The 26,522-nt window shown below is 41.3% G+C and carries 23 protein-coding genes and 1 pseudogene; 12 read left to right on the forward strand and 12 right to left on the reverse strand.

Annotated features, from left to right (window positions below; all coding sequences use genetic code 11):
• The first annotated feature begins 7 nt into the window (after positions 1-7).
• The 4 genes from holA to MOB01S_RS03295 all read left to right on the forward strand — a co-directional run bounded on the left by holA (position 8) and on the right by MOB01S_RS03295 (position 5,850).
• A complete protein-coding gene (gene holA, locus MOB01S_RS03280) occupies positions 8-1,009 on the forward strand; it encodes a DNA polymerase III subunit delta (RefSeq protein ID WP_066801597.1) in 1,002 nt (333 codons plus the stop codon).
• Positions 1,010-1,266: 257 nt separating this feature from the next.
• Positions 1,267-2,568, forward strand: coding sequence for an efflux RND transporter periplasmic adaptor subunit (locus MOB01S_RS03285; RefSeq protein WP_066801600.1), 1,302 nt, complete (start codon positions 1,267-1,269; stop codon positions 2,566-2,568).
• A 60-nt stretch (positions 2,569-2,628) separates the two neighbouring features.
• Positions 2,629-4,851, forward strand: coding sequence for a MacB family efflux pump subunit (locus MOB01S_RS03290; protein ID WP_245639988.1), 2,223 nt, complete (start codon positions 2,629-2,631; stop codon positions 4,849-4,851).
• Between the two features lie 120 nt (positions 4,852-4,971).
• A complete protein-coding gene (locus tag MOB01S_RS03295) occupies positions 4,972-5,850 on the forward strand; it encodes a DegV family protein (RefSeq protein ID WP_066801603.1) in 879 nt (292 codons plus the stop codon).
• A 43-nt stretch (positions 5,851-5,893) separates the two neighbouring features.
• Here the strand turns inward: MOB01S_RS03295 and MOB01S_RS03300 are convergent, their stop codons facing one another.
• Positions 5,894-6,253, reverse strand: a complete 360-nt coding sequence (locus MOB01S_RS03300) for an arsenate reductase family protein (RefSeq protein WP_066801605.1) — start codon at positions 6,251-6,253, stop codon at positions 5,894-5,896.
• Positions 6,254-6,341: 88 nt separating this feature from the next.
• On the opposite strand from MOB01S_RS03300, the gene leuS reads away from it, so the two are divergent.
• From leuS to MOB01S_RS03315, 3 genes are all read left to right on the forward strand, one after another.
• A complete protein-coding gene (leuS, locus tag MOB01S_RS03305; protein WP_066801608.1) occupies positions 6,342-8,939 on the forward strand; it encodes a leucine--tRNA ligase in 2,598 nt (865 codons plus the stop codon).
• Positions 8,940-8,965: 26 nt separating this feature from the next.
• Complete coding sequence (locus MOB01S_RS03310) at positions 8,966-9,574, forward strand: EF-hand domain-containing protein (protein ID WP_066801611.1); 609 nt, start codon at positions 8,966-8,968, stop codon at positions 9,572-9,574.
• A gap of 78 nt (positions 9,575-9,652) precedes the next feature.
• Entirely contained in the window at positions 9,653-10,537 is an 885-nt protein-coding gene (locus tag MOB01S_RS03315; protein ID WP_066801613.1) for a LysR family transcriptional regulator, read from the forward strand.
• A gap of 27 nt (positions 10,538-10,564) precedes the next feature.
• On the opposite strand, the gene MOB01S_RS03320 is transcribed toward MOB01S_RS03315, so the two are convergent.
• Both MOB01S_RS03320 and MOB01S_RS03325 read right to left on the reverse strand, forming a co-directional pair.
• Positions 10,565-11,251 (reverse strand): pirin family protein, encoded by a 687-nt coding sequence (locus MOB01S_RS03320; protein ID WP_066801616.1) that lies wholly within the window; start codon positions 11,249-11,251, stop codon positions 10,565-10,567.
• A gap of 128 nt (positions 11,252-11,379) precedes the next feature.
• Positions 11,380-11,850 carry an Lrp/AsnC family transcriptional regulator gene (locus tag MOB01S_RS03325; protein ID WP_066801619.1) on the reverse strand — a complete coding sequence of 157 codons (471 nt, stop codon included), beginning with the start codon at positions 11,848-11,850 and terminating at the stop codon, positions 11,380-11,382.
• Between the two features lie 281 nt (positions 11,851-12,131).
• Here MOB01S_RS03325 and leuA point away from each other — a divergent pair, with 281 nt between their 5' ends.
• The 5 genes and pseudogenes from leuA (at position 12,132) to MOB01S_RS03350 (ending at position 20,266) form a co-directional block, all read left to right on the forward strand.
• On the forward strand, positions 12,132-13,868 hold the full coding sequence (gene leuA, locus MOB01S_RS03330; protein ID WP_066801629.1) for a 2-isopropylmalate synthase: 1,737 nt from the start codon (positions 12,132-12,134) through the stop codon (positions 13,866-13,868).
• A gap of 500 nt (positions 13,869-14,368) precedes the next feature.
• Positions 14,369-15,544, forward strand: a complete 1,176-nt coding sequence (locus MOB01S_RS03335; protein ID WP_066801631.1) for a mechanosensitive ion channel family protein — start codon at positions 14,369-14,371, stop codon at positions 15,542-15,544.
• A 60-nt stretch (positions 15,545-15,604) separates the two neighbouring features.
• Positions 15,605-18,301: pseudogene (rlmKL, locus tag MOB01S_RS03340) on the forward strand (bifunctional 23S rRNA (guanine(2069)-N(7))-methyltransferase RlmK/23S rRNA (guanine(2445)-N(2))-methyltransferase RlmL); the annotation flags it as partial.
• Between the two features lie 180 nt (positions 18,302-18,481).
• On the forward strand, positions 18,482-19,507 hold the full coding sequence (gene ttcA / locus MOB01S_RS03345) for a tRNA 2-thiocytidine(32) synthetase TtcA (RefSeq protein ID WP_245639990.1): 1,026 nt from the start codon (positions 18,482-18,484) through the stop codon (positions 19,505-19,507).
• 30 nt (positions 19,508-19,537) lie between these two features.
• Positions 19,538-20,266, forward strand: a complete 729-nt coding sequence (locus tag MOB01S_RS03350; protein ID WP_066801634.1) for a hypothetical protein — start codon at positions 19,538-19,540, stop codon at positions 20,264-20,266.
• Between the two features lie 7 nt (positions 20,267-20,273).
• On the opposite strand, the gene MOB01S_RS03355 is transcribed toward MOB01S_RS03350, so the two are convergent.
• From MOB01S_RS03355 to MOB01S_RS03395, 9 genes are all read right to left on the reverse strand, one after another.
• Positions 20,274-21,089: a hypothetical protein gene (locus MOB01S_RS03355; RefSeq protein WP_066801635.1), complete on the reverse strand. Its 816-nt coding sequence runs from the start codon at positions 21,087-21,089 to the stop codon at positions 20,274-20,276.
• A gap of 370 nt (positions 21,090-21,459) precedes the next feature.
• Positions 21,460-22,353 (reverse strand): acetylglutamate kinase, encoded by an 894-nt coding sequence (argB, locus tag MOB01S_RS03360; protein ID WP_066801637.1) that lies wholly within the window; start codon positions 22,351-22,353, stop codon positions 21,460-21,462.
• Between the two features lie 11 nt (positions 22,354-22,364).
• Complete coding sequence (locus MOB01S_RS03365) at positions 22,365-22,913, reverse strand: tetratricopeptide repeat protein (RefSeq protein ID WP_066801645.1); 549 nt, start codon at positions 22,911-22,913, stop codon at positions 22,365-22,367.
• Between the two features lie 29 nt (positions 22,914-22,942).
• Positions 22,943-23,407, reverse strand: coding sequence for a dUTP diphosphatase (dut, locus tag MOB01S_RS03370; RefSeq protein WP_066801647.1), 465 nt, complete (start codon positions 23,405-23,407; stop codon positions 22,943-22,945).
• 100 nt (positions 23,408-23,507) lie between these two features.
• Positions 23,508-23,942: a protein-export chaperone SecB gene (gene secB / locus MOB01S_RS03375; RefSeq protein ID WP_066801649.1), complete on the reverse strand. Its 435-nt coding sequence runs from the start codon at positions 23,940-23,942 to the stop codon at positions 23,508-23,510.
• Positions 23,943-23,975: 33 nt separating this feature from the next.
• Positions 23,976-24,236 carry a glutaredoxin 3 gene (gene grxC, locus MOB01S_RS03380; protein WP_066801651.1) on the reverse strand — a complete coding sequence of 87 codons (261 nt, stop codon included), beginning with the start codon at positions 24,234-24,236 and terminating at the stop codon, positions 23,976-23,978.
• 90 nt (positions 24,237-24,326) lie between these two features.
• Positions 24,327-24,737, reverse strand: a complete 411-nt coding sequence (locus MOB01S_RS03385; RefSeq protein WP_066801654.1) for a rhodanese-like domain-containing protein — start codon at positions 24,735-24,737, stop codon at positions 24,327-24,329.
• A gap of 75 nt (positions 24,738-24,812) precedes the next feature.
• Positions 24,813-25,859, reverse strand: coding sequence for a ribosome small subunit-dependent GTPase A (gene rsgA / locus MOB01S_RS03390; protein WP_066801694.1), 1,047 nt, complete (start codon positions 25,857-25,859; stop codon positions 24,813-24,815).
• Between the two features lie 4 nt (positions 25,860-25,863).
• A complete protein-coding gene (locus MOB01S_RS03395) occupies positions 25,864-26,493 on the reverse strand; it encodes a LysE/ArgO family amino acid transporter (protein WP_066801655.1) in 630 nt (209 codons plus the stop codon).
• Between the last annotated feature and the right edge of the window lie 29 nt (positions 26,494-26,522).

A 26,522-nucleotide genomic window follows, 5' to 3' on the forward strand; every position in this document is an offset into this window, starting at 1 on the left:
CAATATCATGCAAACTCGCCTACTGCCCTTATTGTATGACCTAAAAAGAAATGCGGTTGCCTTGAACGGATTGTGGCTTTTGCATACAGATAATCCTGTGGTGGCAGACTGGCTCATCGAGGCGTGTCGTCCAGCGTGGACGGCACAGGGTCAATTTGCCAAACGTATGGAGCTAACTTCCCCAAAGTCATGGCATGAAGTTGTTAATGAGTTATTTGGTTTAAGTTTGTTTGATGAGACAACCGTGCTGATTGTGTCGGGCAACCATAAACCTGACACCAAAGACAAAGCACTCATGTCATCACTTAACCGCTTTACCCAAGATGTCAAAGACAAAACAAACCAAAATCAGCTCATTTGGTGTTTACCAAAACAAGACAAAAAGTCACTTGCCACCAAAGCCATGCAGTTTTTTGATATGCATGGGCTTATCATTGATGGCAACATTTATGATGAAAAATTACGAGGTGAGTTTTTGCACCTAAAAGCCCAAGAGCTTGGACTGACACTAGATGACATGGCATGGCAAATGCTCATGAATGCCACCGAAAAAAACCTACTCACCGCTTATCAGACTTTGTGGCGATTGTCGTTTTTGCCTCATGCAGATGTGGTTGGGGCAGATGAATTGGAGCAGGCACTCGTGGCGGGGGTGGATTTTAATGTGTTTGATTTGTCAGATGCACTACTTACCGCTAACGCTCCAAAAACTCTACAAATCCTAAATCATCTACAACACACCGACATCGCCCCTAGTATCGTCTTGTGGGCGGTTGCCAAAGAGGCACGGCTTATTTTGCAAATCCAAGCAGGTAAAAACCCAAGCGAGCTTGGCGTTTGGCAAAGTAAATTATATTTATATCTAAACATCGCCCAACGCACGCAAGGCATCAGTGGCGACTGGCTAAGCCAAATCTACGCCATTGATAAAGCCATCAAAGGCGTATCGGGCATGGACGTATGGGGTGAGATTGAACGACTTTGTTTGGCAATGTGTGGCGTGAATTGATTTTTATCATCATGGAAGTTTTGTAAAATACTGGTCAAGATGTGCTGGGCTGTTTGGCGTGCCAGAGGTTGTGTTAAAAAAGGCGATGATTCGCCTTTTTATTTGCTTAACATTTTTTAACAAATCCCCACAAAATCATGCCATTTCTTTATACTTTATCAAAATCAATTTGTTATGATAACTTGTGTTTTGCACACTTATCTATGATTAATTTTTTGTTATAAAATAACTTTTTATCTATCTTGTTTGGAAAAATCATGTCTGCCACCACCAAAAAATTTAGTCCCCTAAAATGGGCGATGATTGTTGTTTGTTTAGGTATTTTGGGGTTGATTGTGTATCAATTTTCAAAACCTAAATCCACCCCGCCATCATACTTGACCGCAGATGCTGTCATGGGCGATATTGAAAATACTGTCATGGCAAGCGGTAAAGTCAAAGCCATTCAAAGTGTGGACGTGGGGGCAGAAGTTTCAGGGCGTATTGTCAAACTGTATGTGGACGTGGGTGATGAAGTCAAAAAGGGGGATTTGATTGCCCAAATTAGCCAAGTTGAAAAGCAAAACACCGTCTCCAATGCAGGAGCAAACCTAAGCCAAGCCCAAGCAAACCTAAGCCAAGCCCAAGCAAACCTTGCATCATCTTTGGGTAGTGTCGCAAGCAGTGAAGCCACCCTAAACGCCAGAATGTCTGAACTTAAAAAAGCTCAACAAGCTCTTGACCGTCTAGAAAACCTTATCGCCATTAATGCCATCAGTCGCCAAGATTATGATGATGCCAAAATCGCTGTTGAAGTCGCTTTGGCAAATGTGGACATCGCCAAAACCAATCTAAACAACGCCAAAAACGATGTTGCCAATGCTCGTGCCGCCATCGCCAGCCAAAAAGCAGGCATCAACAAAGCTCAAAATGACCTTTCTACCGCCAGCGAAGATTTGAACAAAACCACCATTGTTGCCCCAATGGATGGCACGGTAGTGTCTGTTACCCAAAAAGAAGGCACAACGGTCAATGCCAATCAATCCGCCCCAACCATCGTAACACTGGCTGACCTTAGTTCTGTGCGTATCAAAGCCCAAATCAGTGAGGCGGATGTCGTCCATGTCAAAGCAGGATTGCCAGCTCGTTTTAACATCATTGGCAACACAAGCGAGCAGTTTGATACCATACTTACAGGCGTAGAGCCTGCCCCTGAAAAAATCAGCACAACAAGCAGTACTGACTCTGCTGTCTATTATATTGGTTATTTGGATGTGGATAATAGCGAGCGTAAATTTAGGATTGACATGACTACCCAAGTTACCATCATTACCGATAGTGTCAAAGACGTACTGACCATTCCATCGTCCGCCCTTAAAAATGAAAATGGTAAATACAGTGTGCGTGTGGTGGGCAAAGATGGCATTGCCAAACCTGTGGAAGTGCAAATTGGCTTAAATAACCGTGTCAATGTCCAAATCAAATCAGGACTCAATGTAGGCGACAAAATTGTCATTGGCGAAGCTACGCCCCAAGTTGGACAAAAACAACAAAACAACCGCCCGCCCATGATGCGATGATTTTTTTGTAATTGTTTAAACTTACTTGCTTAATCCATTATTATCCAGATTTGAAACATCATGGCAAAAAAACACACCAAAAAACCAAAGATTCCCAATGCTCAACAAGCCAAACAAATCCCCAATCATTCGGTGTTGGTGGATTTGTTGCCCAACTCTTCTGCCCAAACCAAAACGGTAGAGACAAACAAAGAGGCGGTGCAACAAACGCAAACCAAAACAACTCAAACTGACGTGATGGAAACAGCCTATTTATCCGAACAGTTGGAAAATTCACCCAGTCCAGTTCCTACTGCACGCTCCCAAAATCCACCAAAAACCCCACTCATTGAAGTCAAAAATCTGGTGCGTGAATTTCGTGCAGGCGAGAGTACGATTCGTATTTTGCATGGCATTGATTTGACACTTTATCAAGGCGAGATGGTTGCCATCATCGGTCAATCAGGTTCGGGTAAAAGTACCCTCATGAACATTTTGGGTTGTCTTGACAAAGCCACAAGTGGTAGCTATACCATTTTTGGTAAATCGGTGGACGACATGGACGCAGAAGACCTTGCTAAGCTAAGACGTGAGCATTTTGGCTTTATTTTCCAACGCTATCATTTGCTTGGCGACATCAATGCCATTGACAACGTAACCGTGCCGGCCGTCTATGCAGGCATGGATACCACCAAACGTAGGCAACGAGCCCAAGAATTGCTAACTCAACTTGGGCTTGGCGAAAAAACCCAAAACCGCCCCAATCAGCTCTCAGGTGGACAACAGCAACGTGTTTCTATCGCACGAGCCTTGATGAATGGGGGTGATATTATCCTAGCGGACGAGCCGACAGGGGCATTGGATAGCGGTTCTGGCAAAGAAGTCATGAACATTTTGCATACGCTCAAAGACGAGGGGCATACCATCATCATGGTAACGCATGACCCTACATTGGCACAGCAAGCTGAGCGGGTGATTGAGCTAAAAGATGGTCATGTCATCGCTGATTATTATACCGCCCATGCAAAAACTCGCACCGAACACACCAATCCTGTGAGCAAAAATACCTTTGGTTCAAAAAGTGCGTGGCTTGGGGTTATAGATAGGCTAAAAGAAGCCTTTAAAATGTCCATTTATGCCATGAAAGCCCACAAGATGCGAACACTTTTGACCATGCTTGGCATCATCATAGGTATTGCCTCTGTGGTATCTATTGTGGGGCTTGGGCAAGGCTCACAAGCCAAAATTCTAGCCGACATCAACGCCCTAGGCACAAACACCATTACTGTGATGAATGGCTATCCATGGGGCGACCCACGCCGTAGATTTGGACGAGACAGCTTAACGGTAGCGGACGCAGAAGCGGTGGGTAGTCAGCCCTATGCTTTGTCGGTCAGCCCTATGGTTAATAAAAGCATGAATATTCGCTTTGAGAATATTGATGCCACAGGCACAATTAATGGCGTGGGCAAGGACTATCTGTCAGTAACGGGTGAAAATTTGGCTATGGGGCAAGGCTTTGATGGTCAGAGTATCGCCACCGCCAGTCAGGATATTATCATTGACCAAAATGCCTACAAAACTTACTTTAATAGTCAGGGCAATCCCATTGGGCAAACTTTGCTTGTTGGTAATGTCCCTGCTCGTATTGTGGGCGTGCTATCACAAAAAACCTCGTCCTTTGCCCGCACCAGCAACTCGCCCACTGTCTATATGCCTTATACTACTGTGATGTATCGTATGCTTGGTACAAGCTATATTGACCGTTTTGTGGTACTGATAGATGACGACACTTCGTCCGCCATTGCCGAAACTGCCATCAAAGATTTGATACGTTCTCGTCATGGCGAAGAAGATTTTAACATCATGAACACCGACAGTATCAAAGAAACAGTACAATCCACCACCGCCACCATGACCCTACTTATCTCGTCCATTGCCATCATCTCACTCATTGTGGGCGGTATTGGTGTGATGAATATCATGCTGGTGTCTGTAACCGAACGCACCAGTGAAATTGGTGTGCGTATGGCGGTAGGTGCTAGACAATCCGACATTATGGGGCAGTTTCTCATTGAGGCGGTACTGGTGTGTATCTTGGGTGGCGTGCTTGGCATACTCATGGCATTTGGTGTTGGTGGGGTGATTAATAAATTTGGTGGGGGTAATTTTGCCGTCATCTACTCACCACTTTCCATTGTGGTGGCATTTGTTTGCTCAACGCTCATTGGTGTGGTTTTTGGTTTTTTGCCTGCTCGCAACGCCTCAAAACTCAACCCTGTGGACGCTTTGGCACACAATTAATAGCTACTCACCAAAAATCACCATACAATTATGTATGGTGATTTTTTTGAAAAAATAATTAATCTTTTGGGGATTTTGCGATAGAATAGAACGCTTTTTTAAATTATTTGAGATTTTTTCATGAAACGAGTGGTTGTTAGCACTTCATCATCTAGCTTAAACTATATCAATGCTCCTCATAATATTCGCTTTATCCCTTTTCATATTTTTGTTGAAGGGAAGGATTATTTGGATATTCGAGACATTGATACGCCCAAATTGAGCAAAATGATTCGCCAAAACCCCAGCTTGAATGTCAAAACTAGCCCAGCGACAGAACAAGAAATTTTTGCTTTGTTTGAAGAATTACGCAAAGAGGGTTATACAGAAGTTTTTCTTTGCACCATCTCATCAGCAATCAGTAACAGCCATGCCATTTTTGATCGTCTAAAAGCCAAATATGTGGGTCATATGGATATTTATGTCTATGACACAAAAACGCTCAACATTGATGAGGGGGTGTTGGCATTTGAGGCGGATTTGATGATGCAAGAGGGCAAATCCATGCTTGAAATCATCAACCGCTTAGATGAGCTACGCCAACACAGTTTGTTTATGTTTACTTTGTCAGATTTGGATTTTATCATTCGCAGTAAAAAACTCTCTGCTCCTGCAGGTTTTGTTGCCAATCTATTTGGTATCAAACCTGTCATGTGGGTCAATGACGAGGGGCTTGTTGTGCCAAAAGACAAAATCCGCAAAATTGAACGTAGTATGCGGTATATGATAGAAGAAGTCATTACCCAGATTGCTGGTAGAGATGCGTTTATTTATATTGCAGACACATCAATGGGGGCATACACCGAAGAATTTAAGCGAATGCTTGCCAATGAGTATGGACTTAGAGATATTCCTGTGATTCATGTTTCTACGGTTTCCCTTGCCAATCACGGTACCGAAGGTGTAGGGATTGGCGTGTATTATGGTGAAGTGCCACGTCTGACACAGTATTTGGGGTGAAACCAATGTAGGAAGTTGTGGGAGATGGTTATCTCCCATTTTTTTATGAAAAAATATCATGCCATGTGTCATCAAAGCCAATTAATGCCACCTGTTGCCCATCAAACACGCCAAGCACAATTGGGCGTTTTAACACACTTTGGTTGTGTTTGATGATTTCATAACTGGCAGACAAATCTTGACCTGCCAAAACCGCCTTTTCATCATCGCTTAGTTTTTTGTAAGTTGTGCCTTGTTTATTAAACACTTTTTCGCCAAAAGTTGCCACAAATTGTTCAAAATCATTTTGACTTAGCACCAATTTTTTATAATCAAAAAACTGATAATCAATGCCATTTTGATTGAAAAAATCAAAGGCTTTTTTCATTGTGTTGCAATTTTTAATACCGTAAATGGTGAGCATTTTTGTTCTCGCTTTGAAAAAGTATTGGCAAATTATAGCAAAATTACGCTATAATAGCCTGTTATTTTGATTAAAATTTGGAAAATTTATGTTACAAGATTACAATTTTAAAGTCATTGAACAAACCCAGCAAGCCAAATGGCAAGCCGACAACCGCTACCACACCGACAACAACGACAACGGCAAGCCCACTCGCTATATGCTGTCAATGTTCCCTTATCCAAGCGGTAAATTGCATATGGGGCATGTACGAAACTATGCCATTACCGATGTACTAAGCCGTTACTACCGCCAAAAAGGCTATGAAGTAATGCAACCAATGGGCTGGGACGCTTTTGGTTTGCCTGCCGAAAATGCCGCCATTGATAACAAAGTTGCCCCACACAAATGGACAATGGCAAATATTGACCATATGCGTGGGCAATTAAAGGCATTGGGGCTGTCTATTGACTGGGGGCGTGAATTTGCCACTTGTACGCCTGAATATTATAAATGGGAACAATGGTTGTTTTTACAATTGTACAAAAAAGGCTTGGTCTATAAAAAACTAGCCAGCGTCAATTGGGACCCTGTGGATAATACCGTCCTTGCCAACGAACAAGTCGTGGACGGTCGTGGCTGGCGGTCGGGTGCATTGGTGGAAAAAAGAGACATTCCAATGTACTATTTTAAGATTACCGACTATGCCGATGAGCTACTAGAAGATTTGCAACTATTGGAAAACAAATGGCCCAAGCAAGTTTTGACAATGCAACAAAACTGGATTGGTCGCTCGCACGGTATGGAAATTCATTTTCCCTATGAATTGGACGGACAAAGAGACACCATTAGTGTGTTTACCACCCGTCCTGATACCTTGATGGGGGTTACTTATTTATCAGTAGCCGCCGAACACCCCCTTGCTCAATACGCCGCCAAAGACAACCCTGCCCTACAAGCCTTTATCAATGAATGCAAACAAGGCTCGGTTGCCGAAAGTGAGCTTGCCAAAGCCGAAAAACTAGGAATGAATACAGGGCTGTTTGTCAATCACCCCATCACAGGCAAGGCTGTACCTGTCTGGGTTGCCAACTATGTGCTAATGAGCTATGGCTCTGGAGCAGTAATGGGCGTGCCATCACACGATGAAAGAGACTTTGAATTTGCCAAAAAGTATGAATTACCCATTATCCAAGTAATTGATTTTAAAGATAAAACATATAGCACCGAAGCGTGGCAAGACTGGTATGGCGACAAAGTCGGTGGCGTATGTATCAATTCAGGTGAGCTTGATGGCTTGGATTTTGAAAGAGCCTTTGAGAAAGCAGAAGCGATTTTATCCGCCAAAAACTTGGGCAAAAAAACCATCAACTACCGCCTAAGAGATTGGGGGGTAAGCCGTCAGCGTTATTGGGGTTGCCCAATTCCAATGATTAACTGTGAGTACTGCGGAACGGTGCCTGTACCAGAGAGTGATTTGCCCATTATTCTACCAACCGATGTTGTGCCTGATGGACGAGGCAACCCTTTAAAAAATATGCCAGAGTTTGTAAACTGCACTTGCCCAAAATGCGGGCAACCTGCGGAGCGAGAAACCGACACTTTTGACACTTTTGTAGAAAGCAGTTGGTATGCCCAGCGTTTTACCACGCCAGATGATGATAGCCAAATGGTTGGTCGTATTGGAGCTGATAAATGGCTGTCTGTCAATCAATATGTGGGCGGTATTGAACACGCCATTTTGCACCTTTTGTACGCACGCTTTTTCCACAAAGTAATGCGTGATGAAGGACTTGTTGGTGGCAGTGAGCCTTTTGAAAACCTCTTGGCACAAGGTATGGTTTTGGCAGGCACTTTTTATCGTGAAAATGATGACGGTTCAAAGTCCTACTACTTTCCTTATGAAGTAGAAGTGCGTGGCAATGAGGCAATTTTGCTATCAGATGGCAAACCTGTTACCATTGGCAAAATTGAAAAAATGTCCAAATCCAAAAACAATGGCGTTGACCCCCAAACCATTATGGACGAATATGGAGCAGATACAGTACGACTGTATACAATGTTTACCGCCCCTGCCGACCAAACCTTAGAATGGTCAGATTCCGCCCTAAAAGGTCCTTATAATTTTGTCAAAAAGGTGTGGCGACTTGCTGATGAGCATTTGACCGCCATAGATGGCAAGGATAAATTGGCACTGGTTGTTGATGTTGCCAATTTATCCAATCCTGCCAAAGACTTACGCCGTAAAACACACGAAACCATCGCCAAGATTGATGTGGCATTGGGTGAGCATTTGGCACTTAATACGCCCGTCTCGTCCTTGATGGAACTTGCCAATGAATTGTCAGCCTTTACCATTCAAAATGACAATGATTTGGCAGTCCAGCACGAAGCGATGATTGCCCTTTTGACCTTGCTTGCCTTGTATGCACCGCATATTGGTGAATATTTGCTTGAACAATTTGGCTTTGATAGCCGTACACTTGTTTTCCCAAGCCTTGACCAATCCGCCCTTGTTGCTGATAGCATTACAATGGCAGTACAGGTCAATGGCAAAGTACGTGGCGAGATTCAAATTCCAACAGGCACAGACAATGAAACCATTAAAGCAATGGCACTTGCCTGTGAGAGTGTTGCCAAATTTATCACAGGCGAACCCAAAAAAGTCATTGTTGTACCAAACAAACTTGTGAGTGTGGTGGTTTAATGTTGACAATACAATAGGGAGTGATGATGCTCCCTATTTTTATGATGATGAATTTTGATGATGATTTTATGAAAAAGTTACTCCTTATTCTGGTTGTTGCCCTATCTGCCCCTACCGCCTTTGCTTGTTCGGCGATGTCGCCTGAATCTGGATTGGTTTATCAATTTGATAAAAACCAAGACGGTCAGTTGAGCCGTACCGAATTTATAGTCATCAAAAAGGCAGATGGTTATATATTGGATTTTAAACCAAACAAAAGAGCCTTTAACCGCCTTGATAGCAACAAAGATGGTCAGCTTTCGTCCGATGAGTTGTCAAATAAAGTGGATTATGTTCGCCACCCCTGTGCCAATTGGGAAGAAGCGATGGCAAAAATGCTAGAAGAAGAACAAGTAAACCGCATTGAAATATATAAAAGCGATGACTCTCGTCAATGTGCTAATATTGGTATTGACCCCAAAACGATGGCAAAGGAGCTTGGCGATATTGCCATTTATGACAGTAGAAAAGACCAGCTTGATAGAATGTATCCATCTGTGTGTGGTGGCGAAACGGGCAGTGTGAATGTGTTTGTTATTGATAAGTCGGATTTGGAAAAAGCTAAACGTTTGGGTTTTGAGCTTTTTGACAAATAGTATTTTGACAAGACAAGACGAGTTTTATACAATGGGTATGTCATGCAGATATACCCATTTTTAACTTTTTGGACAATCATGGATACTTTAACCAGCATACAAGTGTTTCATCAAATCGTGGCACAGGGCAGTTTTACCAAAGCATCTGACAGTTTGGATATGTCAGTGGCGATGGCAAGCAAACACATCATGTATTTGGAAAAACAGCTTGGTGCAAAACTCTTGCACCGCAATAGTCGCAATATTCATCTGACGCAGGCGGGGCAAGAATATTATCGCCAATCCTTATACGCCCTAGAAGTTCTAAACCATGCCAAACTTACCGCCATGGGGGCAACCGATAAACCGCAGGGTGTGTTAAAAATTACCATGCCACGTTGGTTTGCCAACCCAAAAGTATCAGGCTATTTGGCACAGTTTCGTGAGCGTTATCCTGATGTTGTGTTAAATTTGTCATTATCAAACCAACTGGTGGATTTGGTGGCAGATGGGTTTGATTTGGCATTGCGATTGACACATGATCCAAAGCCATCTTTGATTGCACGTCCTTTGGGGGTGGTGGATTTTTATTTGGTGGCAAGCCCCAGTTATCTTGCCAAACATGGCATACCCACACACCCCAAAGAGCTTGAACATCATCACATCATTTTACCAACCTACAATAAATCGCACCCCATAGACATCACACATCGCATTAGCAAAGAGCGTATGCCCATTTACCCAAAAACCGCCATGATGAGCGATGATACGCCCATGAATGCCGAACTTGTACGTCAGGGCGTGGGCATTGGTTATGCCCCAAGTTGGCTTGTAGAACAGGATTTGGCAAATGGTAATTTGGTGCAATTATTTACAGATTATGAGATTTTTTCTGTACAATTATGTGCTGTATATACAGATAGGGCATTTTTAAGGGCAAATGTGCGTGCATTTATTGATTTTTGGGTGGAACAATTGTCATAAAAATCCCCCAATGATTGGAGGATTTGGTTATCGTGGCAAATCAAAAAGTAAAAATTCTGCAAATTCATCACTTTTTACCACAAGTTCATTTTCATCAACAATGGCAAGAGCATCGCCTGCCTGATAGCTTTCATCACCAACACGAACACTGCCTTTGGCAACTTGTAGCCAGTATGCTCGTTTGTTATCAAGGGTAACATTTTGCTCATCATCAAGTTGATAACGCCACAGTTTCATGTCTTGGTATACGGTAAATGAGTTGTCATCACCTGTGGGGGAGAGTATCAGCGTGCCACCGATTTTATCTGCAAAACTGGCTTGTTTATAACGTGGTGTTACGCCCAGTTGGTTGGGCATAATCCAAATCTGATATAGGTGTAGCTCATCGGTATCGCTTGGGTTAAATTCTGAATGACGCACACCTGTACCTGCTGACATGAGTTGAAATTCGCCTTGTGGCACGATTTCACTATTGCCCATGCTGTCTTTGTGAGCGACTGCTCCTGATAGTACATAGGTCAAAATTTCCATATCACGATGTGGGTGCATACCAAAACCCATGCCTGCATCTATCCAATCTTCGTTAATAACACGTAGGGCAGAAAATCCCATAAAGTTGAGGTCATAATAATCAGCAAAAGAAAAACTGTGGCGAGAGGTTAGCCAGCCATGTTTAGCAAGTCCACGTTCGTTTGAGAGTCTGGGAATAATCATGATATTTGCCTTTTTTGATTGATGTTGGGCGTATTATAATCTTTTAAAATTAGTTGATAAATGGTATTTTTGTTGATATATCTTTTCTTGTTAGGAAAAGATACCAAAAATAAAATCATTGTGTTGATTTAGACAGTTTCACGCTTAAATACTTCTCTTAACTCAAAACTGGTGTGTAGTTGGCTAACCCCTTCTATTTTGCTAAGTCTGTGTAACAAAAATTCTTCATAATGTTTCATATCACGCACCAATACTTTAAGCAAATAATCTTCTGATCGCCCTGTAACAAGGCTACATGACACCACTTCATCAAAGGTTTTGATGTGATTTTCAAATTCGCCAAAGCGTTCGGCGGTGTGTTTGTCCATACTCACCGCCACAAAGACTGACAGTGTGTAGCCAAGTTTGGCATGGTTTGTGTGAGCGTGATAACCTGTGATAATACCAAGCTCTTCTAGGCGTTTGATTCGCCGTGTGGTGGGTGTGGCGGACAGATGGACGCTTTCAGCAAGTTCGCTAATGCTGGCTTGGGCGTTTTGGGTCAGTTGTTTGATGAGTTTTTTATCAATGGGGTCTAAATTGGGGGCTTGGTTTGACATAAAATTAAAATAATAGTGAAATTCTCTCAATTTTAGCATAATTTTAGTGATTTTGACTTATTTGTGATAAAAATTTTTAAATTTTAAGTTAAATTTACCAAAAAAATTTGCTATGATATATAAGATAAGAAATTGCTAAGATTTTACAGTTTTTATTGATTTGTAAAATGACACTTACCAAATTTAAAATTTGTGCGATGGATAGGGGCGAATTGCAATTTGTCTTTACCGTGCCAATTTTAAATTCTATGGGTATTGTTACATAAAAAGTGAGACACAAAATGCCAACCGTTAGCCCAAAAATCACCCCCAAAAATCCTGCTTTTGACCACACCAAATATCGCCCCTTTGAATTTGCTCCCAAGCTAGAAAACCGTACTTGGTGCGATAAACGTATTGAAAAAGCTCCTATTTGGTCAAGCGTGGATTTGCGAGATGGCAATCAAGCCTTGATTGACCCAATGACCATTGACCAAAAAATGAAGTTTTTTAAACTTTTGGTGGCGGTAGGTTTTAAAGAGATTGAAATTGGTTTTCCTTCTGCATCGCAAGTGGAATTTGATTTTACCAGAAAACTGATTGAAGAGGGGCATATCCCTGATGATGTAACGGTACAAGTCTTGGTGCAGGCTCGTGAGCATTTGATTGAGCGTACTTTTGAGAGTTTAAAAGGGGTTAAAAAAGCCATTGTGCATGTGTACAACAGTACATCAAGAGTACAACGAGAAAAAGTCTATCAACTAGATAAAGAGGGCATCAAGGCGATTGCGGTGCATGGAGCGACCTTGCTTCGTGATATTTCTAAACGCTATCCTGAAACCGAGTGGGCATTTCAGTACAGTCCAGAGAGTTTTAGTCAAACCGAAACTGATTTTGCCATAGAGGTATGCCAAGCAGTCTGCGATGTTTGGCAACCACAAAATGGACAAAAGGTGATTTTAAACTTGCCAGCAACGGTAGAAGCATCTACCCCCAATCTGTACGCTGACCAAATTGAGTATTTTTGCCGTCATTTACCCAGTCGTAAAGACGTCATTATCAGTCTACACACGCATAATGACCGTGGCTGTGGCGTGGCAGCAAGTGAGCTTGGTGTGATGGCGGGGGCCGACCGTGTGGAAGGCACGCTATTGGGAAATGGTGAGCGTACGGGTAATATGGACATCGTTACTATGGCGATGAATCTTTATACACAAGGCATTGACCCAGAGCTTGATTTGTCGCAAGTCAGCGAAATCATACAAGTGGTGAACGAATGCACCAATCTACCTGTGCACCCACGCCACGCCTATGCAGGTGAACTTGTATTTACGGCGTTTAGCGGTTCACATCAAGATGCGATTAAAAAGTCACTAGACTATAATGAGTCGCACCCAGAAACCCAAAAACATTGGGACGTGGCATATCTGCCCATTGACCCGATACATATTGGTCGTTCTTATCAAGATGTGGTGCGGATTAATAGCCAGTCTGGTAAGGGTGGGGCGGCTTATATTTTACAGCGTCATTTTGGTTTTAATTTGCCACGTTGGACACAGATTGATTTTGCCAAAGTTGTGCAAAAAGAGGCAGAAAACTTGGCTCGTGAACTTAAAAATGATGAGCTTTTGGATATTTTTAGCAAAACTTTCCTTGTACAAGAAACTTTTAAATTAAGCGATTACCAAATCAAAAATGTCAGTGGTGATGTATCTTTTGAAGGGCAAGTTGCCACCAACGAAGATGTATTACAAATCATTGGAAAAGGAAATGGGGCGTTGTCAGCGTTTATTGATGGGCTTGTTAAGGTTACTGGCAAAGACATTCACGTTACCAATTATGCCGAACACGCCATTAACACCAAAGCCACCCCAAGCGTGCTTGATGATGAGCTTGGCGACAACCAAACCAACTCGGCGGCGGTGTCGTATGTTCAACTCAATGTTGGTGGTAAGGTCTATTCAGGCATCGGCGTGTGCAACAGTACGGTATCGTCCATGTTAAAGGGTGTATTGTCGGCATTGTCGCAGGCGTGGTGATTTTAACCAAAAAGAGCGAAGCAATTCGCTCTTTTTTTGGCAAAAAAAATTATTTAACATAATCCTAATGTTTTTTTGAATATAAAATCAATGGGGTGTGGATTTGATATGGTTATGGGCAAATATAAACTTGTTCTCAACTTGATGTGCCTACTTGATTTTTATCAGGGTGAACGAAAATTTGCTACCGCACTTAAATATAACTATTTTATCAGTCAATAAAAATCATAATCTTATAGTAAAATCTATTTTGTTTGTGGTGAGCTTGCCAAACCCAACAAAAAAAACCGCTTCATCCAAAGGCTTGGCTTAGGGTAAGGGTTTTTGTATGATTTTGATGTGAATTAAATATCAATCAAGAAAAATAAATATAAAAATGGATACACCAAAACCTTAAAATCAACCATAATTCTGATACTATTTGACGATAACGCATATTCAACCCAAACCAATTTTATGTTAAAATATTTTTGACTCAACGTAATTAACCACCCATTCTCATGCAACCCATTCAAATATCCCTAGCAGATTTTTTTCATAAAATCTTTTATGATTTATACCAAAGTATTTATGTGTCGTTGGGTGGTTCGCTTGATGATGGGGTTATCAACTGGGCGGAGCGCGGCATTCGATTTTTAGAAGTTGGTATCAAGTGTGTCATCTTGCTTACTGTGATTGGTTTTTTTTATTGGTTATTTGTTTACATCGTCAAGCATTTAAAATGTAGGTTGCATTTATCCCAACGCCAAGTTTGGATTATTAGGGCGAATTTGCGTTATGCGTGGGTGGTGATGAGTATGTTGGCAATCATGACTCAAATCGGCGTTGAAACCAAAACCATTGCCGCCACCGCCAAAGCAACCGCATGGGCAGGGTTTTATTATGTGCTTTGGGCAAATAGCGGACAGATTTTGGCAAGTATTTTAAAACATTATGAATTAAATGCTTCCATTGAGCAGCTATTAAAAAATCTGATTTCTGTGCTGATTATGGTTTTGGCATTGGCGACTATTTTGGCACAATTTGGGTTTGATATTGTATCGCTTGTAGCAGGTTTGGGTATTGTGGGTTTGGCGGTGGGTTTTGCTGCTCAAAGTACGCTTGCCAACTTCATCGCTGGGATTACCATTTTGGTGGAGCAGTCTTTTCAGGTGGGTGATTGGATTCGCATCAAAAACCAAGAAGGACGAGTGGTTAAAATCTCACTGCGAGCCACCCAAATCCTAGACCGTGATAATATCATCATCATCATTCCCAACGCCACCATGTCGTCATCTGATGTGGTGAATCTCACCTCTAAAAAAATGATACGATTTGATGTGCCAACTCGCATTGAGCTTGATGCCAGTATTGAGGATGCACGCCAAGCGATTTTAAAAGCTCTCGCCAAAGATGAGGTTGTGCTACGCCAACCTGCCCCAACAGTAACGGTTGGTGAGATTGGTGATTATGCCGTTCATTTAGTGGTGCGGTTTTGGGTTGCTCCGTTGTCAGTAGCACGCATTCCTATCATCAAAGAACAAATGCAAGAAAAAATCAAAAACAGCCTAGAAATGGCAGGCATGGTGATACCAAAAGTGGCGTTGTCGGTAGAATTGCCCAAAAGCCACATCAGTATCACCGATGATATGACAAAGCCTGATTTGACCAAAACAGACATGGATGAGAGTGATTGAAATGGCGAATTTTTATCAATCATGTTATAATCAGAAGTTTATTTGTATAGAAAAAATACCATGTTAATTTCGCCCTTTACTCATCTTAACCCCAATGCTTTTAAGATTGTCATTACCTGTGCAGACGGACTAGAAAATGCTCTTTTGATTGAGCTTGGTTTGTTTGACTTGGTAGGGCAAGTCATGCGAACAGGGCGAGTGTGTGCTACTGTATCTCTTAGTGATTTTTATAAAATCTGCTTATATAGCCGTGTGGCAAGTCGTGTGTTGCTCCCCATTGGTGAGTATTATTTTCGCCAAAAAAGTCAGACTGTCAACCAAGTGCGTGAAGTGAACGGCAAATCCATCACTCGTACAACAGAAATCAAAGTGGTGGATGAAGATGTTCCCTCTGCTTTATATGAGTTTGCCAGTCGTTATGACTGGACGAGCGTATTTGACGTGGACAGCACCTTTGCCATACGTCTGTCGGTAGATAAACGCCTGACAGCGAACCAACAATTTGCCACATTGCGTATCAAAGATGCTATTGCCGACTGCTTTAATCGCATTTTGGGTAAGCGTCCCAACGTGGACAAATCTCCTGATTTTCACATCTATGCTCACGCAAGTCATGACCTTGTTGAACTGTATTTGGATTTGTCGGGTACAAGTTTGCACAGACGTGGCTATCGTGTAGCAAACACGGACGCACCCCTAAAAGAGAATTTGGCTTGTGCCTTACTCTACGAATGCGGTTGGCATAAAGGTGAGCATGATGCACTCATTGATCCCATGTGCGGTTCTGGTACATTCATCAGTGAAGCACTGCTCATGAAAACCAACTATCCTGTGGGTATTGATAAAAAGTCAAACGAATTTGGTTTTTATCATTGGCAGTACCATGATGATGAGTTGTGGCAAACATTGGCAAATAATGCCCTAGACGAATTTCATGACAATCTTGCCAAACTTGAACAAGCCTTGGCAAATGGTCAATTTTGTGTGATTGCCACCGATGCTAACGCCAATGCGGTCAAAGCCTGCCACAAAAACCTCATTGCCTCTGCTCTTGCTCCCATCACTCATCATATCCACCTAGAACAGCGAACAGTTGCCCAACTGTCACCTGTGTTAAATAAAACAACCACCCTCCATCCACTCATCATCACCAACCCTCCCTATGGTGAGCGACTTGGTGAGCGTGATTTCATCAAACCGTTGTATCAAGGTTTGGGCATGATTGTGGCAGATGCGTTGCGTGGTCGCTGTGAGCGTGCTGATATGGCGGTGCTGGCAAGCCATGTTGAGCATGCTGATACTTTACCTCTGTGTGAAGCCAATACTCTAAAATGTCATAATGGTGCGTTAAGTGTCTATTTTCGTTATGGGCAAATAGATTTTGATAAATCCAACCACACCACAACGGATTTGGTAGCTAATTTTTATAAAAAAGAAATTGAAAATCCTGACGGTCAAGAATTTATTAACCGTTTACAAAAAAACCTCGCCCATTTAAAAAGAATTGCCTACAAAAATCATATTAGCAACATGAGAATTTATGATGCAGATTTGCCAAATTATAATGTGGCAATTGATGTGTATGGTGATAAAATTCATGTTCAAGAATATGCTCCACCCAAACAAATTCCTGCTGATGTCGCCAAAATGCGATTTAATTTGGTGTTGTCTGCCGTACGAAATGTATTTGATGTCAATCGTGAAAGTATTTTTATCAAAACTCGTATGCGTCAATCAGGCAATGACCAATACACCAAAACCGAAACCAAGCACAAAAAAATGTATGTCGCCCATGAGCACGGGGCTTACTTTTATGTTAATTTTACCGATTATTTAGATACAGGTCTATTTATTGACCACCGCAATATGCGTGAAATCATCAAAAATGAAAGTTGTGGCAAAAATGTCTTAAATCTTTTTGCTTATACTTGCACCGCCAGCGTGCATTCGGCAATGGGCGGAGCAAAATCAGTAACCAGCGTGGACTTGTCTGCCAATTATTTAAATTGGGGCAAACAAAACTTTGCTCTAAATGGACTTGATTTATCTGCCATGATAGATGATGAATTAAAATATCAATTTATTGCCACCGATGTGTTTGAATGGCTAAAAAACAATAGTGAACAATTTGATTTGATATTTATAGACCCGCCCACTTTTTCAAATTCCAAAAAATTCAAAGGTACCTTTGATGTACAAAGAGACCATGTGGCATTAATCAGTCGTGCCATGAATAGGCTAACGGCTGACGGCGTACTGTATTTTAGCAACAACTTTACCAGATTTGAATTATCTGATGATGTCAAAAACCGCTATGATGTTGCCCCAATTACCGATAAGACCATTGGTGTAGACTTTGATATTAAAAAACCCATTCATCAGAGTTTTAAAATCACCCATAAGAACCGCCAAGCCACCACCTATCATGTCCAAAGCGATTTTGATACAGTGATTGAGGATTGGCAAGATGATGTTGATAAAGTTACCATACATCATAAAAAAGAAACAACTTTTAAAGATAAATCTTTTAAAGAAAAATCTTTTAATGATAAAAAATCAGATTTTAAAAGAAAAGATAATACACAAGGTGATTTTAAAAAATCACACAAACCATCTGGTTTTAAAAAATCAGATAATAAAAATACCAAAAGTGGCATTAAAAATGCCAAAGCTCATTTTCAGGAAAATTTTGATAAAAATTTATCAAAATTGATTGATGTGCAAAATCATGCACCCACCAAACCAAAAATTCGTTATGAAAAAATCAATGGTCAATTAGTGGCAATGCCTGTACCTGATAAATCTGATGATACTGATGGTATTAATGCAATAAAAAAGTATCGTATAAAATCCAAATAAAAGAATGAGTAATCCATGAATAATAGTAATCCAAATTTAAACCCAAATCTTGATAATGATGATTTACAAATCATTCAAATGCTATCACACCAATCTGATGAATTGCATCAGACAGATGATGACGATGATGAAGGTGATGAAGTGCATGATTTTGATGATGGCATCAAATCTGTTCGCTTTAAAAAACTGCAAAAGAAAATCAGAAAAGAAGTGTCGTGGGCAATTCGTGATTTTAATATGATTGAAAATGGCGATGTCGTAATGGTCTGTATTTCTGGTGGAAAAGACAGTTTTACTCTCCTTGATATTTTATTATTTTTAAAACGCATTGCTCCCATTGATTTTGAAGTGGTGGCGGTAAATCTTGACCAAAAACAGCCTAATTTCCCTGAACATATTTTGCCAGAATATTTATCAAAACAAGGCATTCCTTATTATATCTTGGAAAAAGATACTTATAGCATTGTCAAACAAGTTGTGCCAGAGGGCAAAACTTATTGCTCAGCGTGTTCAAGACTTCGCCGTGGGTCATTATATGGTTTTGCCAAACAAATTGGGGCAACCAAAGTGGCACTTGGTCATCACAGAGATGATATTTTGGCAACTTTCTTTTTAAATTTATTTCACGGCGGTAGTTTAAAAGCAATGCCCCCCAAATTACTTTCGGACGATAAACAAAATATCTTAATTCGCCCGCTTGCCTATGTTGCCGAAAAAGACATTATTAAATATGCCCATTATAAAGCATTTCCCATTATTCCTTGTGGTCTTTGTGGCAGTCAAGAAAACCTACAACGGGCGATGATTAATGATATGTTGCGTGAATGGGATAATGCCCACCCAAAACGACTGGCGAGTATGTTTAAAGCCCTACAAAATGTCGCCCCAAGTCAATTAGCTGATAGAGAGCTGTTTGATTTTGAAAGTTTAAAAGTTCAAAGAAACGATGATGAAAGGCTTTTTGAAGGCGATAATATTCAAGTAGGGGTGGCAGATAAACTTGCGGATATGGGTTTACCTGTGAATCCAAAGGTGCAAACCTTTAATCCCAAATTTGATAAACAAAAGGATAATAAAATCCCAGTGATAAATCCTTTATTGTAATAAAAAAATAGCAAATAAAAGGTTGTGATGATGAATAGATTTATTGGTGTTATCATTTTGTCGGCAATGCTATTGAATGGTTGTGCGACAGTATATACTGTTAGTAGTGCAAACGATGTGCGATATAGAAAGCAAACCGCCTTATCCGAAAAAATTATTGCAGTAGGCAAACCAAAATCCCCAATACCATCACACCCTTATGCAATGGTACTGGTTGGAGAGACGCATAGTATTTTGGTTAATCCAACACCAAGTGCCAAAATTCCACAAAATTTATTTAATCAAATTTTTGATAAAGTAGATTTGAATTATTTGTATTTGACTACGACCAATGACGGCACAAGCAAATCATTGGAACTTGATATGGGTAAAGACCCTGTCGGTATGCCAAAAATCAACCAAGAAGTGCGTTTTTTATTTTCTAAGCCAAGAAATTTGATAAAAACCAACGAACAAAAAACATTGGAAAATTTGGGATTTGATTGCCAAACACATAATGATAATTCAGCAAATTTAATATGCACGCAAATGGTGAATACCAGCTTTACTTTGGCTCAAAAAGTTCAGAATGCTCACAATATCCCTTACCGTTTTAAAGAACCTTTGGTGATTCATTTTAATTATAAGCAATCCCATAAACAGCCTGCTCGTTTGTTATTGACACCCCTTGCATTGGTTTTGGATGTGATTACTTTGCCAATCATCATTCCTGTGGCAGGAATGGTGGCGTATGGATTATCGCAATGGGACGGAACCTAATGCCGATTTATTTTTTATAACGGTGCTTATCTTCGTCTTGACCGTATTTTTTATCAAACACCATATAATAGATTGCAGAGCAATTACCCATATTCAAACTTGGTGTTACCCCAACATAATCCGTCATCGCAAAGTAAAATTGTTGTGGACGATTTGGGCAAATAAATTGTAAAACAATGGGAGCGTTAATACTGCTATAAGGTTCGTATAAGGTTGGTATTTGAAATACGCCCGTGTCAGAAGTATCTTTGGGGATGTTACCATAACCCTCTACAACATTAATAAACTCTCTGATGGTAACAATAGGGTCATCATAGGTTGAGCTATGGCTATCTTTTAATTCAAAATCCAAAAAGACACTTTTGGTATAACCATTGTCATCGGTAACACCAAATGTTTCTAACAAAACTTTTCTGCTATTGCCACCGCTTTCAATGACAAGAACATAAGGTGTATTTTTTGCCACATAATGTTGTTTGTGTTGGCGATGGAATTTGGAAAAACGAAATTTATATTCATATTTGCCATTTTCTTTACTAATGAGTACAATTTGTTCTTTCCAGTAATTAGAAAATAGCAAATGTTTTTCTTTGTCATCGCTGGCGATTTCCAGATTTTGTGATTGCTTGGCATTAAAATCATTAATGATGGTAATTTTATCCAACGCACTTGGGGGTACGGTCATAGCTACGCAATTTGCGTGGCAATCGTCGTTTGGCACTTGGGGTAATGTTGGGTGTTTATTGCCTTGTTGCATATTCGCAAAACCAATATTTGCCAACACAACATTTGCCAATATCACTATTTTAATCATCATTTTCATAGCAAATCCCTCATTGACTCAAAAAAATATTAACCAATGCAATCAGCTCTTCTGGTTCATCAAGCAATAAGCTATCAATTAAAACATATTTTAAATAAATGGTTTTACCTTGTCTTAAATAAGAAAAACAAACATCATTATCATGAATATTGATTTTTATGGCATAATAGACATTTTGTTTGGTGCTAAACCATAATAAAAATGTGTTTTGATTGGCTTAAACCCCCCCCCATTCAAAGTTGTATGGTGTCAGCTTTCAATGGGGATGAGCTAGGGATTGCATCTGCCAAACCCTAAATCCTATAATTCTTTTGGTGTGTATGTGATTTTTAAAATGCAAAACCAAAACACAGTGGCTGTGTTGTGGTTTTTAAATCTCTTTTAAAATCTGTGTCCCTACCCCTTCATCGGTAAAGATTTCAAGCAAGCAAGCGTGTGGCACTCGTCCGTCCACGATGGTGGCACTTCTTAGCCCTGCTTTGACCGCCTCCAATGCTCCTGCGATTTTGGGAATCATGCCTCCGCTTATCGTACCGTCTTTGATGAGATTATCCACATCGGTGGGCGATAGGCTTGTGAGTACATTGCCATCTTTGTCTAGCACGCCTTTGATGTTGGTGAGTAGTAGTAAGCGTTCGGCGTTTAAAAACTCCGCCACACGACTTGCTACAAGGTCAGCATTGATATTATAGGTCTCACCATGCTCGTCCACACCCAAAGGGGCAATGACAGGGATAAAATCACTAGCAATGAGCATATTAATAACATCGGTATTCACATGCTCCACCTCACCTACAAAACCCAAATCAATCACATTGCCGTCTTTGTTAGTCATGGCAAGTTTGGTTGCTTTAATAAGATTTGCGTCTTTGCCTGTTAAGCCGATGGCTTGACCGCCGTGTTTGTTGATGAGATTGACGATGGATTTGTTGACCGAGCCACCCAGTACCATCTCCACCACATTCATCGTCTCTTTGTCGGTAACTCTCATGCCATCAATGCGGTCGGACTCTTGCCCAAGTTTGGCGAGCAGTTCATCAACTTGCGGACCGCCACCATGCACTACCACAGGGTGTATGCCCACCGTCTTTAATAGCACGATGTCTCTGGCAAAGGAGCTTTCAAGCACAGGGTCAGTCATGGCATTGCCACCGTATTTGATGACGATAAGCTTGTCTTTATAACGCTGAATGTAGGGCAGGGCGGTGGTGATGACCTCGCTGGTGTGTTTGGCTTCGTCTAGGGTTAGGGATTTGTGTTGCATGGGATTTCCTTTTAGGGGTTGTCTTGTTGTAATAATTGTAAATTTTCGCAAGCCGTCAGATGTGTTTGCTCACAGGCTTTTGTGTACCAATGCTTGGCAAGGGTGATGTCTTGGGGTACGCCTTTGCCAAATTCATACATGACTGCCAGATTATTTTGGGCTTTGGCATGACCTTGCTCGGCAGAGAGTGTGAACCATTTGGCGGACTCTACCAAATTCTCTGATATACCATGGCGACCCATATAAATCAGCCCCAAATTATACTGTGAGCTAGCATGACCTTGCAGGGCGGATTTGCTGTACCATTCTATGGCTTGGGCGGTTTCATATTTTTGGTCATAATGACTGCCCACATAATATTGAGCCCCCATATGACCTTGTTTGGCGGATTCGTGAAACAGTTCAATGGCTCGCTGATTGTCCTCATAGGTGTTTTTGTCAAGATGTGCCAAGGCAAGCTCAAACTGGGCTTGGGCAATATTTTCTCCGCCAATCCCATCATAGGCATAAGTTGCAAGCGACATGAGTGCTGTTATTGTAATGAAAAATGATTTTACCATGATTTACCCAAAGCTTGGCTCATATTAAATTACTTTACCCCAGAACTGCCAAATCCACCTGCTCCTCGCTCGCTATCATCATCAAACTCTGACACCACCTCAAAGCTAGGACGCACCACAGGCACGACCACATATTGTGCCATGCGTTCGGCAGGGTTTAGGGTAAAATCGGTATCACTACGATTCCATACCGACACCAAAAGCTCACCTTGATAATCGCTATCAATGAGACCTACCAAATTGCCCAGTACAATACCATGCTTATGCCCAAGCCCCGAGCGTGGCAAAATCAACCCTGCAAAATTAGGGTCTTTGATATAAATAGCAATCCCTGTGCCAATAAGACGAGTTTCGCCTGCACGAATTACCACAGGTTCGTCAATGCACGCACGCAAATCAATGCCTGCACTGCCATCGGTGGCATGAGTGGGCAAAGGAAAATTGGGGTCATTGCCGATTTTGGGATTTAGGATTTTGACTTGGACGAAGTTCATGGTGCGCCTTAATTAACAATAATTTTGGTTATTATAATGAATTTTTATCCATAAAAATACCCAAAAACAAAAAGTTTTTGGGTATGATGAAATGATAAAATCAAGCATCGCCATTGGCTTGGCTTTGTAAAAATGCTTGCTCAAAATTGACAGGAGCAAGGAGTAATTGTGGGAAACTGCCACGAGCGATGATGTCGCTGATGACCTCACGAGCATAAGGGAATAGCACGTTTGGGCAATAGGCATTTAGAAGGTGTGGCATATCCGCTTCTGGGATATTTTTTAGGACAAAAATCCCTGCCTGCTGTACTTCGGCGATAAAGGCGGTACTGCCTGCGTTTTTGGCAGTAACACTGACAGTTAGCACAACTTCTTTATGATCCTCGTCAAGGTCAGAACTTGCGGTGGTTAGACCAATATCAAGTTCAGGTTGCCAGTCTTTGGTAAAGACTTCGGCACTAGGTACTTCTAGTGAAATGTCTTTGACATAAATGCGTTCAAGACCAAGCTGTGGTGCGTTTTGTTCGTCTGCCATTGCAAGACTCCTTAGAATAATGTGTTTAAAAAATTAGTTAGCAAGCATCTCATCAAGTTTGCCTTGACGGTTTAGTGCATCAAGGTCGCTAAATCCACCAATAAAAGTCTCACCAATAAAAATCTTGGGTACGGTGCGATAATGGTTGGTTTTGATGGCAACTTCATCTGTCTGTGCTTGGCTCATGCCATAGACATCAATCTCGGTGTAGGGTACGCCCTTTTGTTCAAGCAGACGCTTGGCATTGATGCAATAGGGGCAAGTGGCTTTGGTGTAGATAGTAACGTTTTTCATAATTCACCTCAATTTTGTTTTTAAGATGGGTATGGTGGGTATTTTTTTCAATGCCACCATGATAAGAAGTAAGATTTTTGTAATAAACGGTTATTTTTTGCTACCAACAAGTGGTAAGCCTTGTGATTGGTAATTGGTGATGCCACCTTCTAGTCGCATGGCGTTAGGTTTGCCAATGAGCTGAACCGCCATGCCTGCTTGCATGCCAATATCGCAGATAAAGACAATGGGGGTGGTGATGGCTTGTAGCTCGGTGAGGTGATTTTTAAGTTCTGAAAAAGGAATGTTGCGAGAACCTGCAATATGCCCTGTGGCAAAATTTTTGGCAGGACGAATGTCAATGAGCTTAGCCTGTTCGTTGTTAACAAGCAATCCTAAGGCTTGGGGAGCGATTTTTTTACCGCTTCTTTTACTTTCAAGGCTAAACAGCATGATGGCAAGCACAATCCAAATCCCAAATAAAAAGGGGTGATTGCCCATAAATTCAAACCAACGTTCCACATTAACTCCATAAATTTTTTACAAGCGGTTATTATACCCTAAATTTGGGCGATTGACTATTTTAAAAAAACATACTTACTTCTTGACATTCAATTTATGGTTGGTCTGGGCTTCGGCAACAAGTGTATTAAAATTAGACACACGTCTTGCCAGCACTTCACCATTTGCCACCGCTTGCCAAAATGCACAGCCTTTGGCATTGGGTTGATGATTGCAATCACGAAATTGGCATTGACCAGACAACTCATTTAACTCATCAAAACCTGCCAAAATATCCACACTATCCAAATGCCAAATGCCGTATTCACGAATGCCAGGACTGTCAATAATGCCACCCTTGCCCATATCCATGTCATCATAGGGGAAAAGTCGGCTTGCGGTGGTGGTGTGCTGACCTAGATTTGAGCTGTCTGAAATGACATTGGTGGATTGCATGGCGTGGGGCAAAAGGCGATTGATGAGACTTGATTTGCCCACACCCGATTGTCCTGCAAAAATGACCAACTTGCCATTAATGCGTGTTTGCAAATCATCAAGTCCTGTGTCATCATTGGCACAGGTTGTGATGATATCAAAATGATATTTTTTACCAAGTTCTTGATATTCTTGAAAAATATTTAGGCTATCAGGATAATCGCCCAACAAATCAGCCTTATTTAACACCAATAATGGCTCTACATTTGATAGTCGGCAAATCAGCAAATAACGGTCAATCAGCTCTGTGGCAGGTTTTGGCAGAGGGGCGAACACCACCACAAGCATGGCAACATTACTTGCAACAGGTTTGATTTTATGATAGCGGTCAGGGCGAGTAATGAGCGTAGTGCGTGGGGCTAGTGCCTCTATCGTGTTTGTTGCGGTCGCAACATCAACATGAATTTTTACCGTATCGCCCACCGTCAAAGGAGGTAAGGTTGTGCGGGCATGACAACGGCGAATGTCGCCAATTTGTAAATGAGCGGTCAAGGCAGGAGGTATGGCACTAATCTGCACATCAAGCTGTTTGCCAAAATGCGAAACAATCACCCCTGTGATTAACGCATCGTTATCAGCCAATTGGTGATTTTTTTGGATTTGGCGAGTTTGGTTTTGGGTGAGTTTGCGTTTTTTGATAAAAGTCATGTCATTATTGGTTAACAAAATTATAAGTATATCTTAACAAACCGATGGCAATTGCCCACATGATGATGCCAATGAATGCATCAAGGATTTGCCATGTTTTGGCTTTTTGAAAATAAGGAATGAGTAGTCTTGCCCCATAACCTAGCCCAAAAAACCACATGGCAGAAGCACTAACCGCCCCCATCAAAAAAAGCGGTTTTTGGGCAAATGTCAAAGGACTGGCAATCGTACCCACCAGCACAAGCGTGTCTAAATAGACGTGAGGGTTTAGAAGTGTGAGAGCAAGTGTGGTGGCAATGGTTTTTTTGAGCGTTTGTTTGGTGTGATTGTCGTCTAAACTTAGCTGTGAATTGCCCAAATAAGAGGAACGAAAAGCACGATAGCCATACCAAAATAAAAACATTGCCCCAAAAATAGCAAGGGTAATCTTAAAGGTGGTGTTTTTGTCAATCAAACTACCAAACCCAAGCACGCCCAAACTTAGCAGGGTAAAATCACACAAAAAGCACACCAAACACACCCAAAAAATGTGTTGTTTGAGTAAGCCCTGTTTTAACACGTAAGCGTTTTGTGCACCAATGGCAACAATCAAGCCAAAAGACACCCAAAAGCCATGAAGTATCGTAGTAAACATAACATACAACCAAAAGCACGCTCAAATAA

It is taken from the genome of Moraxella oblonga NBRC 102422 (assembly GCF_001598275.1).
Taxonomy (GTDB): Bacteria; Pseudomonadota; Gammaproteobacteria; order Pseudomonadales; family Moraxellaceae; genus Moraxella; species Moraxella oblonga.